Below are 17,879 nucleotides of genomic sequence, written 5' to 3'. Positions count from 1 at the left end.
CCCGGCTGCGCCGGGTAACCACGGGCCTTCGGCCCGGGTTGCTTGGGCCTTCGGCCCTGCGCGGCGCGCGGAGCGCGCCAAAGACGCCGCCGCTGCGCGGCGGGCGTCGGGGCGCTGCCCCGACGGGCCGGCCCTGCGGGCCGGTGGCGGCTGCGCCGCCTCGGGGCGCGCGCTCCGCGCCCTGCCCCGGCTGGGTGGGGGCGGGCGCTGCGCGCCCTCAGGCGTGCGTGATGGGACCAGGGTGGCCGCTTCGCAGCCACCCTGAATGCCCGTCATGGGGGTGAGGGGTGGCGGGCTTCGCCCGCAGCACCTGACAGACCACCAAGGCCTGCCATGGGCGGGGTGACGCGGCAACAGCAGGCGGGGGCTCCGCCCCGATGGTGCGACAGGCGACTGAGAGGGGTGGGGGTGCTTCGCACCTGGGGTGGATCACTCGCTGGGGTGGTGTCGTGACGGGCGTTCAGCGTTCGCCTGCATCAAAGATGGCAGCGCGCTAGACTCTGGGATAGACAGATGGTCCCGGAAGATTCCACCAGACGCAGAAAACGACACCACCAGCGCCACGGAAAAATTATCCCGGACCACACCAAACCCCGAAAGAAGAAAGGGGAGAGAAATGCACCAGACGGGTGGGGAATTCATGGACGACGACGCGATCGGGCTGGCATTCGCGCGCGTCAGCGTCCAGGACGCCGCCGAAGGCAAGGATTGGGACGGGCTCGCCGCCGCTTTCACCGACGCCCGCGCTCGGGAGCAGCGACTGCGGGAGGAAGGGAAGCCGCTGGCGTCCCGCGCGGGCCAACAGGTCGTGGAGTGGCAGCGACTGATCGGCCTGGTGGCCGAGCTGGAGTGGCCGGCCTACGAGCTGGCCCTCGATGAGCAGGCGCAGGCTTGGCGTACCGAGCATGACGCCTGGGTCGCACAGGCCAGGGAGCAGGCGGGACGGCTTCTGAGGAAGCGTCTGGGGCGCGCACAGGAGGCGGAGCTGCCGGTGCATCTGTCCGGGGACGGTTGGAGGCGGCTGCAGACCCTGTCGCGGCAGTTGGGTGTCGGTCCGGACCGCGTGCTGGAGGTGCCGGCCGAGCACGTCCAAGCGGCGGGCGGCGAGGGCCTGGTCCAGGTCCCGGCCGTCTCCGTGGCCTACCCCCTGCAGCCCGGCGAGCAGGGGGCCGGATCGTGGCGCTGACGGCGGAGCAGGAGGTCGAGATCGACGTGCTGGAGGCCCGCATGGCCGCGCTGCAGCTGCTGATGCGAACCCAGGGCCGCGCGGGGCGTCACCGGGACGCGGCGCGGGCGGATCTGCACAGGGCCCGTTTGCAGTGGGAGCACGTGCTGGAGCCCCCGCCGGACGGCGGAGCGGTCGACGGATAACTCGTTCGAAAAGGCTTGGATAAGGAAGTGGTGTCGTCGTGATGAGCAAGGCGAAAAGGCTCCGTCCGCACCAGGAAAAGGCGTGTGATTCTTCCGTACGACTTCTGACGGTGCCGGCGTCCGGGATGGTGCCGCTGGAGGGGCTGCGGTGCCAGATCCGCGCGGCGACGGGCTCGGGCAAGTCCCTGACGGCGGTTCACGTCGCTTCCCGGCTCCACGCCGAGCGGGTCCTCGTCCTGGTGCCCTCGCTGCCGCTGCTGGAACAGACCGTGGCCGTCTGGCAGGCCGAGGGGCGCGGCGGGCGGATGTTCGGCCTGTGCTCCCTCACCGCCGGTGAGCAGCCCGGGATCGACTGCACCACCGATCCGGCCGAGCTGGTGGCGTGGACGAAGGGCCCCGGCCGCGTGACCGTGTTCGCCACCTACCACTCCCTCGGGCTCGGCTACCTCGAGCAGGCCCACCAGGAGGGCCTGGAGCCGTTCTCGCTCGCGGTCGTGGACGAGGCCCACCGAGTCTCAGGCTCGGCCGGGCGGCCGTGGGCGGCGATCCTGGACAACACCAAGGTGCCGGCCGATCGGCGGCTGTTCATGACGGCCACCCCGCGGTTGTGGCAGGCCCGGGACGAGGACCGGGAGCGGGCTGCGGCGGCCGGGATGGAGACCGCCGAGCTGATCGCTTCCATGGACGACGAGGCGTTGTTCGGGCCCGTCGCCCACGACTACCCGCTGGGCAAGGCCATCAGCGACGGTGTCGTCGCCCCCTACCGGATCCTGTGCGTCGACGTCCACGACCCGCTCCTGCACGAACTGGACCAGCGCGGCCTGGACGAGCGGTCGGTCGAGTACCGCGGAGCGCGCCTTGCCGCGCTGCAGACCGCTGTCCTCACCGCCGCCGCGGAGTGGGACCTGGGACGGGTCCTGTCGTTCCACCACCGGGTCGCGGAGGCGCGGGCGATGAGCACCGGCCTCCTGGAGACCGCCCGCACCCTATGGGAGCAGGACCCCGCATTGCACGCGCAGCCAGGGCAGATCGGCACCGCCTGGCTGGAATCCGCGCACACGCCCCGCGAGCGCAAGGCCGTGCTGGAGGAGTTCGCGGACCTGCTCAACCAGGACGGGTGGCGGCTGCTGCGCTACATCCTCGCCTCCGTCAAGGTCCTCGCAGAGGGTGTGGACACCTTCCACTGCGACGGCGTGTTCTTCGCGGACGTGCGCGGGTCCATGGTCGACCTGGTCCAAGCCGTCGGGCGCGCGCTGCGAATGAGCCCTGGGAGCGGCAAGGTCGCCACGATCGTGGTCCCGATCATGCTCGCGCCCGGCGAGGACGGCGACCACCAGCTGCTCACCTCGAAGGCGTACAACGGCCTGGCGAAGATCCTGATGGCGCTGCGGTCCCACGACGCGGCCGCGATCGAGCGCCTGGCGATGCCGCAGTCCGAGGGGGCCGAGGGGCTCGAGCGGAAGGCGCGCAGCACCACGGAGGCGTCGGCCGTCGGGGAGCGGGAGCTGCTGACCTTCTCCACAAGGCGCGACCCTGCCGCGATCGCCGCGTTCATCGCCACACGGGTCCTGGAGCCCGAGCGGGAGGAGTTCCGGCGGGGCCTGGCCGAGCTCCTGGCCTACAAGGCCGCGTTCGGGGATGTGAAGGTGCCCTACGCCTGCGTCGCGCCGTCGGGGCACCGGCTCGGGGTGTGGGTGGCCGACCAGCGCCGCTACAAGGCCGCCGGCGTCCTGGACGACGAACGCATCGGCCTGCTGAACGAGCAGGGGTTCGTCTGGAGCCACTTCGACACGACCTTCACCGACAACCTCACCGCCATCGCCGGCTACGCCCACGAACACGGGCACGCCTGCCCGCCCAACGACGCGGTATGGAACGGGCTGCCGGTCGGCACCATCATGAAAAACGCCCGCACCGCCCAGCGCCGCACCGAGAACCTCCAGCGGCGTGCCGAGGCCGGAGAGGAACACCTGGACTGGACCGGCGCGCTCAGCCCCGACCGCAAAGCCGCCTACGACGCCATCGACCCCGCCTGGTGCCCCACAGGGTGGTCGCTGGAGTGGCAGAGGTGCTTCACCCTCGCACGGCGCCACGTCCAGGCCGGCGGAGTGCTGCTGGGCGCAGAGCCAGGCAGCGTCGCGGTCCAGGACGAGGACCTCGCCGGGTGGGCCCGCACCCAGCAGCTGCGCTGGGAACAGCTCGGCCCGGCACAGCAGTGGATGTGTCAGCACGCCCTCGGACTGGAGCCACTCGCGGCCGAGGAACGCCCCAAGGGGCCCGTAAGCCACGCGGAGAAAGAACGCCGGAACCTCGCCGCCGCCGCCCAGTACCGGGCGCGTGAAGGCCACCTGGACGCCCCACGCACCCACAAGGAACCGCTCGTACTGGACGACGGCAGCACCGAGCTGATCAGCCTCGGCCTCTACCTCGCCAACAGCCGCAGCCGACGCGCCACCATCCCCGCCGAACGCAGGCAACGGCTCACCGAACTCGGCATGCGCTGGCAGTAGAGCAGTGGGGGCGCGGACGGAGCCGCCCTGAGGGTCGGAATGGCGGTCCCGGCTGAGCGGCTGGTCAGATGTCTCCGGCGCGGGCCTGGGCGTACCAGTCGGGAACATGGTCGTCGGGCAGCGCGAGGATGCGCAGGATCTTGGCCAGCATCTCGGGAACGGCCTCGGCGGCCAGAGCCCGGGTCTCGTCCAGGGCGCGGGTGAACTGGACGGAGCCGACGGGCACGGTCCAGGTCTTCTGCTGCTCGTGCACGTAGTCCTCCAGGCCCTGGTGCCGATGGACGACCCGCAGGTCGAACGCGGCGAAAGCGTCGTCGACCTGCGGGTCGTCCAGGTGGATCAAGAACGAGAACTTCACCAGTGCCCTGCCGCCCTTGTCCGGCGAGGTGAACATCGCGCCGCGGTGGTGGTTCCAGCCACCCCGGGGGGTCGCCATCAGCCTGATCGCGTCATTCGGCTCCTGCTGCGCCTCGCTGAACCGGAACTTGCTCTGCAGCATCCCGTCGACCGTGCCGAAGACATCGCTGTGCAGGATGTTCACCTCCTGCATGACGCCTTCCAGGAAGTTCCGCCGCTCCTGAGCCTCCTGCTCGGCCAGGTGCGGCGCGGCGGTCAGGGCGACCAGACGGTCCTGCATCTCCGCGAGTGACGCCGCGGCCCCGCGCAGCTCGGGCGGCTCGGCCAGGCAGGCACGGACTTCCTTCGCGAGGGCGGCCATCGTCGGTCGGCCTGCCGGGGTGATCCGGGTGCAGTGCTGCATGAGCCGGTCCAGTTCCGCCGCCCACGGCAGGGCGATGTGCCCCTGGAGCGTGTACTCGCCGCCGGCCCGGTACTCGCCCGGCAGCGGCCAGCGGACCCGGCGCAACAGCACCCACATAGTCTTCGCCAGCGACCAGACGTCCGCCGGACCGCCGTCCACGTCGTGGCCAGGTTCGAGCATCTCGGGGGCGTGGAAGTTCGCCGGCCCGAGCTTGGCCGTCGAGCTGGTGAGGTCGGCCTTGTCGGGGAAGGTGACCAGTCCGAAGTCGCCGATCTCCCACCGGCCGTCGCGGTAGAACAGGTTCGACGGCTTGATGTCGCGGTGGTGGACACCCTGCTCCGCCAGAGCGGCCAACGTCTCGGCGTAGGAGGCGACAGCCTCGAGCATCGTCTCGTCGGCTGGAGTGTCGCCGAGGGCCTGGTCCAGCGGGACGGCCATCGGCATGACGTACCAGCAGATCTCGCGTGTGTCCTCGGGCACGTGCGAGTCCACGAGCGGCACGACGCCCTCGCCTGTATAGCCGCGCAGGAAGGTGATCTCGTCCGCGAACCGCTGGCGACGGTCCGCCATGGACCGCCCGAGCCCGAACATTTTGATCGCATACCGGCCATCGTCACCGTCTCGGCGAGCCTCCCAGACCTCGCCGTTGCCGCCCCTGCCCAAGTAGGCGCGCCCAACCAGGGTCCACTCCCCCAGCCTGGCGCCTTCCTGCGGCTTCCAGTTCTTCCCGTCGACCCGTCCCACCATGCCATCCGATCTCACGCCCGACCCATCGCGTGGATTCTCCTGCTCTCACCCGCCGACTGCGAATCGGACTTGCCCTTCAACTCGACGTGCCAGCGGCACCGTTCAGAAGATTCCCACGCGGACGGCCGGGAGCGGAGGCCGGGGGTGCTGGTGCCCCGGACGCCGTGTTGGATATTCGATCGCCGCTCGGCAGGTGGCCTGCGAGCGCGGGCGACACCTGTGAAGGTGCCCTCGGCATGCGCTGGTGAGTATGGGCCGCCGGCTCACATTTTGGCGGCGTGTCAGGTCCGACCCTGCCAGTCTGACCCCTGGCGGAACTATTGTGCTCACAGGGAGGGAATCCGTGGCCAAGGTCAGCTCGCGTCGAAGAATCGAACGGGCGGGCGTCAATGCCTTACGGTCACTGCTCGAAGAGCACGATCACCTGGTACAGGAGATCGACGGCGGCGCGGACCACGGCGAGGATCTCTACGTCGCGGTGGTCCGAGAGGGCAGGCGGACGGGGCATGTCGTAGCCGTCCAGGTCAAGAGCGGCCAGAAGTACGCCCGGGCCCGGGGCTATGCCATCCCCGTCGACGACCACCGCGAAGACTGGAAGCAGAGCCGGATCCCCGTCATCGGAGTGGTGTACGACCTCGACAGGAAGCAGTTGTTCTGGACCAACCTCACGCAGGAGCTACGGACAGGCAACGACGCCAACTGGATCCACATCCCGCGTACAAACGAGCTCTCCCGAGAGACGATCGACCGCTTCATCACGGCAGTAGAGGTATTCGGATCACCGCAGGCCAGCCGCAGCAGGGCAGAGGGCCTCGGCGGTTGGGCAGGCGTGACCGCGCCGGATGCCGCCGGGGCACCGGGCCATCGGCGGGATGACCCCCGAGGGGTCGGCACCGGACCAGGGCTTGCCGCGACAGTCGCCGCACAGCAGTCGGTCGTCCGTGTCATCACTGTCAAGGGCATTCTCGGGAGCATCAACTTCGACGGCCACACCGTCTCGATCCGCAAGGACGGCTTCGGCCCGCGCATGAAGGGGGTCCAGACGATTCCCGTCGTGCAGATCGAGCGCGTTATCGTCAAAGCCGCCACGAGCATGGTGCATGGCTACATCCAATTCGTGACCCGGCACCAACCCCCGGCATCCGACAGGCGCCTGAGTGCAGCCTTCGGCCGCCCGCACCGCGAGGACCCCGACTCCATGTCCTTCCCGCGCCGCGCGAATGAAGAGATCATCGAGCTTAAGACCGCGATCGACAACGCCGCAGAACAAGCGCGCCGCTCGTCACGCCGTCGATGACGGGCACGTCAGCATCCGAACCCGAACAGACGCCCGGTGGCGAGTCGTCGTCGGAGTCCTTTAGCGCATGGTTTGGGGCGTTGTCAGCAGTAGCGGGGTTCCGGGCCGCGGGGGCGCAGGCCTGTGGGATGCCGGGGAGGGTGACTGCAGCATCCCGTTGACCACTTTCAGGCGAGCCGAAGAGCAGTCCTGCACCAAGCCCCTCAGAGGCAGCGATCCTGGAGGACGAGCAGCACCCGAGGTAGGAGGCGGGACCGTGGCGCAGGCCGGTGTTCTTCGAGTCGCTGCGCTCCCGGCGGAGACCGCGTGGTCGCTGATGGGCCGTATCGCCGCCCGCTACGCGATACCGGTCGCGGAACTGCGGGCGTCGTGGCAGTGGCGGAACACTCCCCCGCGCTCCCCAGGCTTCAGCGGTGTGCGGCCGGACGCCGAGGTCCTGCTCGATACCGCCGGACAGGACCTCCTGGCCGCCATGTGCGGCGCCGGACCCCACAGCCTGGCAGGCGCGCTGCCCACCTGGACCATCGGGCCGACGGCCTTCACCGAGCCCTCCCCGGAGGGGCGGCCCCAGGCGCGCTGGCAGGTGGGCGCGACGGCCCACGGCCCGGTCGCGTTCGCCTGCCGGCTGTGCACGGCCGGGCGCACAGGGCAGACGGTGGCGGCGATGCGGTACCGGAAGGGATGGCAGCGGGTGTGCCCGCGCCACCAGCGCTGGATGCTCGGGGCCGGGGACGGACACGGCCTGGAGTACCTCGACCTGACCGGCAGCCCCGACGTCACGGCGGCGCAGCGGCGGTGGCCGGCGGTAGCTCGACGGGCGGCGGTAGCTCGACGGGCGGCGAATGCCGGGGTGGCGCCGGGGGCGGTGTTCGCTCTCGCCCATGCGGTGGTGTGCCAGTGGTGGGACCTGGCCTTGGAATGGCAGGAAGAACGGATCTGGCCGACGCGGCTGCATCAACTCGCCGGCGGGGACGCCGGAGGGCGGCTTTGGTGGTGGCGGGCGGTCGCCCGCGAGCCCGCGGTCTTCCCCGAGACTGTGGCTCTGGCCGAGGCGCTGCTCGACCCGGCCGTGGCGCAGATGGTGTGGCGCGACAGCGGCGCGGAACGCGTCCGGCCCTTCCCGCTCGACGGGGAGTTCGGCCGGGAACTGGGGCGCAGGCTCGGGCGGCCCTGGCTCGCTCACGTGGATGCGGTCCCCGACAGCAGCGTGCTGAACAGGTGGTGGGGCGCGATCGTGCGCCGGCGCCGCGAGGTGGGCCAGCCCGGCGACCGGACCTGGGACCCCTGGTGGATCCCCCGCGAGGACCAACCCGCGTCCGTCGCACTGCAGTTGTGGACCCTGGCCCAGCGGGCGGAGGGCACCGCCACCTGGCGGGCTACCGTGCCCAGGCCGGAACGCGCCTGGATCAACGAGAAGATCCGCGAGGCAGTCGAGCTCCTGACCGTCCTGGACGTCCACGACACCGCGCCCCTCGCCGATGCCACCCGGAACCTGCTCGACTCCCTCGGTCAGAGCATCGACGCGCTGGACCGCGCCGTCATCGCCGTCACGAGCGCCGCCCACAGCGCCGGCGTCCCCCTCGACCACCTCGCCGCCTGGACCCGCGTCCCCGCGGAGGACCTCCAGTGCGACATCGACGACCACCGCGCCGACCTGGAAGACCAGTACGGATACCGACCCGGTCCAGGACGCGTATGAGCGGGGCTGCGAAGCAACCGGGGTCAGGGGCTGACCGAGTCCGTTCGCCGGGTGTCGGGGACAGCGGGAGCGGGTAGGCCCGGCTCGATGAACAAGGCCAGGTACCGGAAGGCCCCGTTCGTCCCGGGCTGCAGCGAGTACGGCCGCCAGCGCAGGGGATACGTGCCGCGCAGGACTCGCGTGTTGGGGGTGTAGTCACCTCCGCCCCACAGCAGCGTGCCGGCCAGTTCGCCGCCTTCGTGCAGGCGGAACTCGTGGTCACGGGGCTGCTTCCGCGACGGCTTCGGCTCTACCCACAATGCCGGCTCGTTGGTGACCATCAGCGCCAGGCCGTTCTGGTCCGGCCGGTCGCAGAACCGTTCCAGCCGCGCGACGTCGAAGACGAAGTCCCGCCGGGCCAGGTCAGGGGCTCCATGCGACTTCAGGACGTACTGCTCCTGCGCGGGGCCGGCAGCCAGTGTGCCGTTCCAGGCACGCTTCACGTACTTGAACTCCACCGCTGTGCGCTGCGATGGTCCGATGCACAGCAGGTCCAAGTGTTCAACGTCCCCTGACGCCGTCTGCTGCACCTCCAAGCGGCACTCCACCTCCGGTGCCAGCTTCCACAGCACCCGCGAGAAGGCGTGCTGCAGGTCCGCCTCCGAATGGAACACCGGCCGCACCGCCGTCAGCTCCGCCATCACCGCTGACAACGCCACCCGGCCAGCGACAAGATCTTCCATGCTTCGAGCCACCCCTCCTGCCTCAAGGCTCCCCGGGGACATCCTCGCCCGGCTCGACGCGGCAAGGGCGAGACCACCGGTAATGATCTTGCCCGCAGGCCGGGTCCTATAGCGCCACAGGGATCGCGACGCCGGACGTTTGCCGCCCTCTCCATCCTTTCGGATGCACCGCCGGGCATCGCTGTATCTGCGAGACCGCTGCCTACTTGACTCGCGTCATGGACGATTCGGGTGCCACGCGGGCGGCTGGTGCTGGAGTCCCGGCGGTGGAAGCGGCCTTCGCCTCGGGATCGGGGCGGGTGGCGCAGTTGCGGTGGGAGCAGGCGGCGGCTGCGGTGCGGTTCGAGGACTTGGGGCCGGTGTCGGCGTTCCCGGTGATCCCGGGCAAGCGGTGGGGACCGGGGTCGTGGTGGTCGGCGACCACTGGCCGGCATGTGGCCCACGGATCTGCGGCGATGCTGGTGCAGTTGATGCTGCTGGACCGCGACCGGTCGGTGACCGGGCTGGCGGGGCGCCCGGTAAGGATGGTGTGGCGCGAGGAGGATGGGTCGGTTCGCTCGTGGGTGCCGCAGCTGTTCGCCCGCTACGCCGACGGGTCCGGGATGCTCGCAGACTGCCCCGGTGCTCCGGGAGCGGGCGGCGTCCGGGCGCGGCGCGCCGGTGAGGTGCTGGCGGTGGCGTGCGGTCAGGTGGGGTGGGTGTACCGGCGGTTGGAGCCGCCGGGGCTGGTGGTGGCGGGCAATGTCCGATGGCTGGCGGGGTACCGGCATCCGCGTCACCGCGGCCGGCCGGGTCTGCTGGAGGCCGTGCTGGAGGCGTTCTCCCATCCACGGCCGCTGACCGAGGGCGCGGCCGTGGCAGGTGAGCCGCTGGAGGTACTGCCGGTCGTCTTCCACGCCCTGTGGTGCGGGTACCTGGACACCGCGGTCGGCGAGGTACTGCACGAGCGGATCCGGGTTGGGCCCGGCCGCAGCATCCACCAGCCGTCGGCCGAGGCCCCATCCCCGCGCACGAGTGCAGACGCCTTCCCGGACGCGGGCGCGGGCGGCGCCGGTACGGCCGCGGGGGTGGGACGATGAGCGCGGCGCGGTGGCGGCCGGTGATCTCGGTGGGCTGCCATGTCGTCTTCGAGGGACGTGCCTGGCAGGTCGTCGCCCTGCGGGACGCGGTGGTGAGCCTGGTCGACGAGCACGGGACGGCAGCCGCGGTGCTGGTATCGCACCTGTGCGAAGCCGAGGGCTTCCAGGTGGCCGGCAGCCGACCGGTGGCCGACGTACCGCAGTGGGGCCTGTTCGAAGGGGTCCCGGAGCGCCAGCGCGAGCGGGCGCTTGCCTGGCAGCGGCACATCAAGGAAGTCGAGACGGGGCTGCCCGTCGGCGCCGGAGGCGAGCCGCGCCCGCAGTACCACCCGGAGCGGACCACAATGGCCGAGCGGGAGCAGGCCAAGGCCGATGAGCTGACCGCGCTGGGCTGGCCCGGAGTGAGCCGGTCCACCGTGACCCGGATGCGCTCCCACTACCGCCGGCAGGGGCTATGGGGGCTGGTGGACCACCGCACCACCCGTAGTGCCAGTCGCACCGGGCGCGCGGACGAGCGCGTGGTGGTGGCGATCATGGAAGCGCTGCGGCGGCAGCGCGGGCGCTCCAAGGGAACGGTGCGGGGCCTGCGGCACCTGACCGGGCAGATCCTGGAGGAGACCCACGGCACGGGCGAGGTCAAGCTTCCCCCGGAGTCGACGTTCCACCGCTTGGTCCGCGCGCTGGCCGATCCGCAGGAGCTGCCCGGCCGTCCGGCACGCACCGCGACCAACCCGGCTCGGCCCTACCGCCCCACCTCGGTGCTGCGGCCCGGTGAGCAGGTCATGCTCGACACCACCCGCCTGGACATCATGGCCGTCTTCGACCACGGCATCACCGGACGCCCCGAACTGACCATCGCCCTGGACGTGGCGACCAGGTCGATCCTGGCCGCGGTCCTGCGCCCGGCCGGCACCAAATCCGTGGACGCGGCGCTGCTGCTGGCCGAGATGGCCACCCCGCACCCCATGCGGCCCACCTGGCCGCAGGCGCTGGAGCTGTCGCGGGCCGCCGTCCCCTACGAGCGGCTGCTGTCCTTGGACGAGCGCCTTCAGGGAGCGGCCGCGCGCCCGGTCATCGTGCCCGAGACCGTCGTGGTCGACCGCGGCAAGGTCTTCGTCTCGGAGGGCTTCCTGGCCGCGTGCGAGACCCTGGGGGTGAGCGTGCAGCCCGCTCCCCCGCGCCAGCCCGCCGCCAAAGGGCCAGTCGAACGCACCTTCGGCTCCATCAACACGATGTTCTGCCAGTACGTGGCCGGCTACACCGGCTCCAACCCGACCCGCCGCGGCCGCGACGTGGAAGCAGAGGCGTGCTGGACGCTGCCGCAACTCCAGGACCTCCTCGACGAGTGGATCACCGCCGGGTGGCAGAGCCGGCCCCACACCGGACTTCGGCACCCGATGATGGCCGCCGCCGCCCTGTCGCCCAACGAGATGTGGGGCGCCCTGGTCGCGGCCTGCGGCTACCTGCCCATCCCGCTGACCGGCACCGACTACCTCAACCTGCTGCCCACGGTGTGGAAGGCGGTCACCGAGCGCGGCATCCGCGTCGACCACCGCACCTACGACCACCACATCCTCAACCCCTACCGCGGCCACCCCTCCCCCGCCGGCGGCAAGCAGGGCAAATGGGAGGTCCACCACAACCCGCACGACCTACGGCAGGTCTGGATCCGCCTGCCCGACGGGAACCTGACCGAGATCCCCTGGATCCACCGCGACCACACCTCCTCCCCCTTCAACGACCACATCTGGCAGTACCTCAAAACCCAGGTCCACCGCCGCCCCGACCACCAGGCCTACGAAGCCGACCTCCACCGCGCCCTGGACGACCTCCTACACCGGGCCCGCACCGGAACCGGCACCCCGGCCGAACAAGCCCGCACCACCCGCCACCTCCCCACCCAGGCAACACCACCGACAGCCCCCGCAGCAGCCCCCCGCGGAACACGCCGACCAGAAGCACCCGCGAGGGCACCCGAGCCCGCAACCGCCCCCCTCCCGCCCGGGGTCCCGCCCCGAAGCAACGGGGACCGGACCGCGGGCACGGGCACGGGCACCAGCGGGCCGGACCAGCACGGGCTCGGCGCCGGCACGCAGCAGGGGTGGGGCGAGAGCCTGGACGACTTCGACGACGACTACGACCCCGACGAGGACGACCGCGACGGCGGCCCGAGTGCCGCCGCGGCCGGTTTCGCGCTCTACGACGCCCGCAAGGAGGCCGAGCAGTGGTGACCCGCCCCCAAGCCCCAGCACACGAGCGGGAGCAGGAACCCGGGGCAGGAGAGGTCGCCCCGACCACCTGGCAGGAATGGCAACGCTTCGCCGCCCAGCCCCCGCCCGCCCCACCGCGACCCGGCCAGCCGCGGCGCAGCGTCGAGGACCGGATCGCCTACCACTCGCGGTTCGTCACCGTGCGCACCCCCGCCATCGAGAAAACCTCCCGCGAGGTCCGCACCCTCATGGTCCTGGGGCGCCACCAGCACACCACCGCCCGGCCCGCCCTGATCGTCACCGGACCGCCGACCACCGGCAAGACCACCCTGCTGCTGGAGATCGGCCGCACCTGCCACCTGGCCGAGCACGCGCGCACCGGACCGGTCCCCGGCCGCATCCCCGTCGCCTACCTCCTCGTGCCGCCCGGCGCCACCGCGAAGACCCTCGCCCTGGAATTCGCCCGCTACCTCGGCATCCCCCTCACCTCCCGGATGACCCTCGCCCAGATCACCACCGCGGTCTGCCACACCTACCAGCAGGCCGGCGTACACCTGGTCCTGCTCGACGAAGTCCACCGCCTCAACCCCCGCACCACCACCGGCGCGGGCGCCGCCGACTTCCTCAAAGACCTCACCGAACGCATCCCGGCCACGTTCGTCTACGCCGGCATCGACGTCACCCGCACGAGGCTGTTCACCGGCACCGCCGGCCACCAACTCGCCGGACGCTCCCAACTCATCGACTGCGACCCACTACCCGCCGCCCACGGCGCGGCCACCCCGTTCCGTCAGCTGGTCGCCGCCATGGAAGACGCCCTCGACCTCGACCACCACCGCCCCGGCACCCTGCCACGCCTGGCCCCCTACCTCCACCGGCGCACCGCCGGACGCATCGGCAGCCTCTCCCGCCTCCTGCGACGCGCCGCCATCACCACCCTCCTCGACGGCACCGAGAAGATCACCAAAGCCGTCCTGGACACCATCGCCCTCGACCACCTCGCCGAACAGCACTACCGGCCCCGAACACCCGGAACCCGACGGCGATGACACCGACCACCACCGCGCCTTCGGCAAAGCAGCAAGCCGCGCCGACCGGCCTCCCCAACACCCCAGAACGACAGGCCGCACCCGTCCCACACCACCACGCCGCACCCACCGCCGACCGGCCACGGCCCGCGCCGGCTACAACACCGGCTCCGGCAGCGGGATGCCTCCGAGTGCGGCCCATGCAGTTCGAGAGCACCGCCTCCTACCTGCACCGGCTCGCCCACGCCTACCGCCTGACCCTCCCCCAGCTCCTGGACGGCCTCCACATCACCACCCGCGGCCGACCCGCGAACAACCCGGGCACCGGCACCACCGAGATCCGCCTCACCCCCGCCGCACAACAGCACCTGGCCACCTTCACCCGCACCCCGGCCGAGCGCCTGGCACAAGCCCTGCCCCGCCTCTCCGACACCGCTCCGCGCCCGGCCCGAGCACGGCACCACAGCGTCCCGGCAACCGGCCCGGCCCTCGCAGCCTGGTACCCGCCGGACCCCGACCAGCAGCCCGTGCCCTCCTGCCCGGCCTGCACCCTGCGGCACACCGCCGGCACCACCGGCCACGCCCTGGCCTACCTCCCCGACCACCTGCTCCACTGCCCCCACCACAGGTACTGGAGCACCCGCCACCACGCCCTGGACGTCCACACCCAGCCCGACCTCACCACCTCCCAGCACCACCACCGCAGACTCCTGCGCCACCCGGCGGGCGCCGCTTCCCTGACCTGGGCGCAAACCATCACCACCCGCTGGTACGACCACCAACAGCACCCCGCACTGACCCGCCGCTGGACCAAACGCCTCAACCAACTCACCACCACCAACCCACAAGCGGCCGCGAGCCGGCCCTCACTGACACACCTGGCCCGCCAAGCGGTGACCTACCCCGAGACCATCACCCTCGCCCGACACCTCGCCCACGCCCGGATCACCACCACCCCAACACCCCACCCGAAACGCCACACCGACCCCGCCACCACACACTTCCTGACCCACCTCGCCCACCACCTCCACCTCACCGCACTCCACCCCCACACCAGCGACCCCCTGTGGAACTGGATCCACCACCACACGCAACGATGACCTGGGCCTTTCTGGCTTGGTCGCTCACAGCTACCATGGCGTTCTTGGCCGTAAGGGGGACGGGTGCGATTCGAGCAGCGGATGTACGCCCGCGTGAAGTTCCTCGAACTGATGGCCGATCTCTATCAGACAGCCTTCGAGGACTTCTTCCACCGGGTCATGGTCACCCGCCATCCCAACTTCCTCGACGTACGCACCCACGGCAACCTCGGTGACCAGGGCGCGGACGGACTCACCCTCAGCAGCCGCAAGCTCTACGCCTGCTACGCCCCGCAGACGGTCAATGCATCGGAAGTGAAGACGAAGTTCACCAAGGACCTGGGCAGCGCCATACGTCAGCGCAACGGGCAGTTCGACACCTTCGTGTTCGTCCACAACGACCGGCGCGGGGTCCATCCCGAGGTCGCAACAATGCTCTCCGCCGCGGATGCGGCCCACCCGGACCTGGCGTTCGAGCAGATGGGGACGCGCAGCATCTGGCAGGAGTGCATGGGCCTGGAACTGAACCAGGTCGAAGACGTCCTCGGCTGCGAGATCCCGGTCAAACCCACCGTCTACGGGGTGGGCATGGACGACCTCAAACCGCTGCTGCAGCATCTCAAGGAGCTGCGGACCGAGTCGGACCCGCTCATGGAGCTGCCCCAGGTCCACGACGAGAAGCTCGCCTTCAACCAACTGCAGGGCGAGTCACGCGATGACCTGCTGCGCGGTATGCGGCACACCCATCTGGTGGATGCCTTCTACGGCGGTGGCATCCGGGCAACGGAGCACGACGAGGTCGCCCGAGGGTTCCGCATCTTCTACGAGCAGGTCCGCAAGCAGTATGACGACCCCGACGACGTGCTGTGGCAGCTGGAAATGTACGTCCTGGGCAACGAGCGCCAGCGACCTCAGGTGCACCGCGCGGCCTGGGTGGTCCTGGCGCACTTCTTCTTCCGCTGCGACATCTTCGAAGCGCCTCCCAGCGGCTGGAGCCCGGCCGGGCTGGTAGGGGCACAGCCGTGATCACACCGACCAAAGGCATCGCTCCGGACCGCTGTCTGCTGGCCGTGGGCGCCCAGGTCCTCCTCCAGCTCGACGAGCCGCGGACCGTGAGCCAGACCTGGGCGCGCCTGAAGACATGGCGTCGCGAACACCACCACTACTCCCCGGTATCGTTCGGCTGGTTCGTCTTGGCCCTGGACGTCCTGTTCGGAATCGGTGCGGTCGAACTGCACGAGGACCTGCTTGTGGCAAGGAGTGCAGATGCTGCGTCGCCTCAGCGCTGACGACGCCCGGTTCAAGGAGATCGTCTTCCACGGCGGCCTGAACCTGCTTCTCGCCGACAAGACGGACACCTCCGCGTCCACCGACAGCCGCAACAGCGCCGGCAAGTCCAGCATGGTCGAGCTCGTCCACTTCCTCCTTGGAGCGCGAGGCGACACCCGAAGCCCCTTCACCAAAAGAGCGCTGAAGCAGATCACCTTCGGCCTGGACCTGGACTGGCCCGGGCTACCCGAGGCGCTCCACGTGAGCCGCAGCGGCGCACGGCCGGCGTTCGTGACCCTGCAACCCGACGTGACCGCGCCCGCCCCGGACTCCCTGTTCGACTTCGAGCGGCAGGGCCCGGTCGAGATCCCCATCGAGCAGTGGAACCATCTGATCGAACACCGGCTGTTCGGGCTGGGCGGCGACCATCCCGGCGTCAGCGGCCGGACCCTGCTCTCCTACCTGGCCCGCCGGGTCTCCGCCCATGGTTTCAACGAAGCCGGACGCACCTTCTCGCGCCAGGCTGCCGCCGACGCCACCACGAACCTGGCCTACCTCCTCGGCCTGGACTGGCAACTCGCCGACGGCTACCGCCAGCTCGCCGCCCGCGACGCCACCCGCAAACAGCTCCGCAAGGCCGTCAACGACCCGGTCTGGGGACAGATCGTCGGCTCCACCGCCGAGCTACGCGGCCAGATCGCCCTGGCCGAAGCCCAGGTCCAACGCCTCCAGGCCCAGGTCGCCGCCTTCCAGGTCGTGCCCGAGTACGAACACCTCAAGGACCAGGCCGACGAACTCAGCCGGCGCGTCAAGCAGCTCTCCCAAGACGACATCATCGAGCAGTCCAACCTCGAGGAGCTGCAGCAGGCCGTCACCGAGACAGCCGACGTCGACACCCAGTACCTGCAGCCCGTCTACCAAGAGCTCGGAATCGTACTCAGCGACCAGGTCCGCCGCCGCTTCCAGGAAGTCGAGGCGTTCCACCACTCCATCGTGCGCAACCGCCGCCGCTACCTCGACGAAGAGATCAACGACCTCACCGCGCGCCTGGCCGAACGCCGCACCGAACGCGCCCGCCTGGGCGAACAGCAAGCACAACTGCTGCGCCAACTCGCCGAAGGCGGCGCCCTGGAGGCACTGACCTCCCTCCAGCAGGCCCTCGCCCGCGAACAGGCATCCCTGGGAGCACTGCGCCACCGCTACGACGCCGCCCAGACCCTCGAAGCCAGCTCCCGCCAGATCACCGCCAAACGCATCGAACTCCAGCAAGCCGTCGACACCGACCTCGACGAACGCGCACAGCAGACCAGCGAAGCCACTCTGCTCTTCTCCCGCTTCGCCCAAGCCCTCTACGGGCCCCGCGAAGCGTTCCTCGCCATCCAAGCCGGACGCGAGAGCCTGACCATCACCCCCCGCATCGACAGCGACGACAGCCGCGGGATCGGCAACATGGTCATCTTCTGCTTCGACCTGACCCTGGCCGTCCTAGCCCACCGCCACGGACGCGGCCCCGACTTCCTCATCCACGACAGCCACCTCTACGACGGCGTCGACGACCGCCAACTCAAAGCGGCACTCCAACTCGCCGCAGACGTCACCCGCGAAGAGAACATGCAGTACATCGTCACCCTCAACACCGACGACCTCGCCAAAGCCACCCGCCAGGGCTTCGACGCCGTCCCCTACATCCTCGACACCGTCCTGACCGACGAACCCACCGGCGGACTCTTCGGCTTCCGCTACTGACCCACCCGCAGGACTCCCCGCACAACCGGCCCACCGAGCCGATGACCCGCGCCCGCACGGCCCCACCCGCGACCCATCCCGGACGGCCCATCAGCAGGCCCCGGCCAACGACCTATAGCGCCGTCACCACACCTGCAACACAGAGAAGATCAGCCAGTACATCAGCACTATCCCAGACAAACAGCGAAACCTGCAGGCCCAGGCCATCCTGATACTCCCAGACACAGAAAACAATCAAGGAATCAGCGGAGCCAGCCGCCAACGCCCTCCCGAACACCCTCCAACCAACCAGCGAAACCCCACACCAAACGAAGATCAAAAATCACAATCAGTGGGACCCCATAGTGGCCTGGTGTGGGAGG

14 protein-coding genes are annotated in these 17,879 nt (G+C 70.4%); 12 read left to right on the top strand and 2 right to left on the bottom strand.

Annotated elements, in window-relative coordinates:
* Window positions 1–640 precede the first annotated feature (640 nt).
* Genes ABH940_RS34145 through ABH940_RS34135 form a run of 3 tightly spaced genes read left to right on the top strand, consistent with a single transcriptional unit; the run spans window position 641 to window position 3,881 of the window.
* On the top strand, window positions 641–1,186 hold the full coding sequence (locus ABH940_RS34145; protein ID WP_370107053.1) for a hypothetical protein: 546 nt from the start codon (window positions 641–643) through the stop codon (window positions 1,184–1,186).
* A complete protein-coding gene (locus ABH940_RS34140; RefSeq protein ID WP_370107052.1) occupies window positions 1,177–1,371 on the top strand; it encodes a hypothetical protein in 195 nt (64 codons plus the stop codon). Before ABH940_RS34145 ends, ABH940_RS34140 begins: the two co-directional genes overlap by 10 nt.
* A gap of 41 nt (window positions 1,372–1,412) precedes the next feature.
* The gene (locus tag ABH940_RS34135; RefSeq protein WP_370107057.1) at window positions 1,413–3,881 is read left to right on the top strand and encodes a Helicase associated domain protein; all 2,469 of its coding nucleotides are present in this window, start codon (window positions 1,413–1,415) and stop codon (window positions 3,879–3,881) included.
* A 64-nt stretch (window positions 3,882–3,945) separates the two neighbouring features.
* Here the strand turns inward: ABH940_RS34135 and ABH940_RS34130 are convergent, their stop codons facing one another.
* Window positions 3,946–5,388 carry a serine/threonine protein kinase gene (locus ABH940_RS34130; RefSeq protein WP_370107055.1) on the bottom strand — a complete coding sequence of 481 codons (1,443 nt, stop codon included), beginning with the start codon at window positions 5,386–5,388 and terminating at the stop codon, window positions 3,946–3,948.
* A 343-nt stretch (window positions 5,389–5,731) separates the two neighbouring features.
* Between ABH940_RS34130 and ABH940_RS34125 the strand changes: the two genes are divergently transcribed.
* Window positions 5,732–6,685, top strand: coding sequence for a DUF4365 domain-containing protein (locus ABH940_RS34125; RefSeq protein WP_370107051.1), 954 nt, complete (start codon window positions 5,732–5,734; stop codon window positions 6,683–6,685).
* Window positions 6,686–6,941: 256 nt separating this feature from the next.
* Window positions 6,942–8,384 (top strand): DNA-binding protein, encoded by a 1,443-nt coding sequence (locus ABH940_RS34120; RefSeq protein WP_370107050.1) that lies wholly within the window; start codon window positions 6,942–6,944, stop codon window positions 8,382–8,384.
* A 23-nt stretch (window positions 8,385–8,407) separates the two neighbouring features.
* On the opposite strand, the gene ABH940_RS34115 is transcribed toward ABH940_RS34120, so the two are convergent.
* Window positions 8,408–9,106 carry a hypothetical protein gene (locus ABH940_RS34115; RefSeq protein ID WP_370107049.1) on the bottom strand — a complete coding sequence of 233 codons (699 nt, stop codon included), beginning with the start codon at window positions 9,104–9,106 and terminating at the stop codon, window positions 8,408–8,410.
* A gap of 218 nt (window positions 9,107–9,324) precedes the next feature.
* On the opposite strand from ABH940_RS34115, the gene ABH940_RS34110 reads away from it, so the two are divergent.
* The 7 genes from ABH940_RS34110 to ABH940_RS34080 all read left to right on the top strand — a co-directional run bounded on the left by ABH940_RS34110 (window position 9,325) and on the right by ABH940_RS34080 (window position 17,517).
* Window positions 9,325–10,185 carry a TnsA-like heteromeric transposase endonuclease subunit gene (locus tag ABH940_RS34110; protein WP_370107048.1) on the top strand — a complete coding sequence of 287 codons (861 nt, stop codon included), beginning with the start codon at window positions 9,325–9,327 and terminating at the stop codon, window positions 10,183–10,185.
* The gene (locus ABH940_RS34105; RefSeq protein WP_370107047.1) at window positions 10,182–12,416 is read left to right on the top strand and encodes a Mu transposase C-terminal domain-containing protein; all 2,235 of its coding nucleotides are present in this window, start codon (window positions 10,182–10,184) and stop codon (window positions 12,414–12,416) included. The genes ABH940_RS34110 and ABH940_RS34105 overlap by 4 nt, the downstream gene beginning before the upstream one ends.
* On the top strand, window positions 12,410–13,444 hold the full coding sequence (locus tag ABH940_RS34100; protein WP_370107045.1) for a TniB family NTP-binding protein: 1,035 nt from the start codon (window positions 12,410–12,412) through the stop codon (window positions 13,442–13,444). Before ABH940_RS34105 ends, ABH940_RS34100 begins: the two co-directional genes overlap by 7 nt.
* A 179-nt stretch (window positions 13,445–13,623) precedes the next feature.
* Complete coding sequence (locus ABH940_RS34095; RefSeq protein ID WP_370107043.1) at window positions 13,624–14,523, top strand: TniQ family protein; 900 nt, start codon at window positions 13,624–13,626, stop codon at window positions 14,521–14,523.
* 63 nt (window positions 14,524–14,586) lie between these two features.
* Window positions 14,587–15,528: an ABC-three component system protein gene (locus ABH940_RS34090; RefSeq protein ID WP_370107041.1), complete on the top strand. Its 942-nt coding sequence runs from the start codon at window positions 14,587–14,589 to the stop codon at window positions 15,526–15,528.
* Complete coding sequence (locus ABH940_RS34085) at window positions 15,525–15,791, top strand: ABC-three component system middle component 6 (protein WP_370107040.1); 267 nt, start codon at window positions 15,525–15,527, stop codon at window positions 15,789–15,791. Before ABH940_RS34090 ends, ABH940_RS34085 begins: the two co-directional genes overlap by 4 nt.
* On the top strand, window positions 15,769–17,517 hold the full coding sequence (locus ABH940_RS34080; protein ID WP_370107039.1) for an ABC-three component system protein: 1,749 nt from the start codon (window positions 15,769–15,771) through the stop codon (window positions 17,515–17,517). Before ABH940_RS34085 ends, ABH940_RS34080 begins: the two co-directional genes overlap by 23 nt.
* Window positions 17,518–17,879: the final 362 nt, after the last annotated feature.

The organism is Streptacidiphilus sp. BW17, assembly GCF_041262485.1.
Taxonomy (GTDB): domain Bacteria; phylum Actinomycetota; class Actinomycetes; order Streptomycetales; family Streptomycetaceae; genus Streptacidiphilus.
Note: the sequence above shows the minus strand (reverse complement) of the source record. Positions and strands in the feature narration are given on the sequence as shown.

Coding starts and splice junctions, on each gene's coding strand:
- ABH940_RS34145 (WP_370107053.1), top strand. CDS start 641: ATGGACGACGACGCGATCGGGCTGGCATTCGCGCGCGTCAGCGTCCAG.
- ABH940_RS34135 (WP_370107057.1), top strand. CDS start 1,413: ATGAGCAAGGCGAAAAGGCTCCGTCCGCACCAGGAAAAGGCGTGTGAT.
- ABH940_RS34130 (WP_370107055.1), bottom strand. CDS start 5,388: ATGGTGGGACGGGTCGACGGGAAGAACTGGAAGCCGCAGGAAGGCGCC.
- ABH940_RS34115 (WP_370107049.1), bottom strand. CDS start 9,106: ATGGAAGATCTTGTCGCTGGCCGGGTGGCGTTGTCAGCGGTGATGGCG.
- ABH940_RS34110 (WP_370107048.1), top strand. CDS start 9,325: ATGGACGATTCGGGTGCCACGCGGGCGGCTGGTGCTGGAGTCCCGGCG.
- ABH940_RS34105 (WP_370107047.1), top strand. CDS start 10,182: ATGAGCGCGGCGCGGTGGCGGCCGGTGATCTCGGTGGGCTGCCATGTC.
- ABH940_RS34095 (WP_370107043.1), top strand. CDS start 13,624: ATGCAGTTCGAGAGCACCGCCTCCTACCTGCACCGGCTCGCCCACGCC.
- ABH940_RS34080 (WP_370107039.1), top strand. CDS start 15,769: ATGCTGCGTCGCCTCAGCGCTGACGACGCCCGGTTCAAGGAGATCGTC.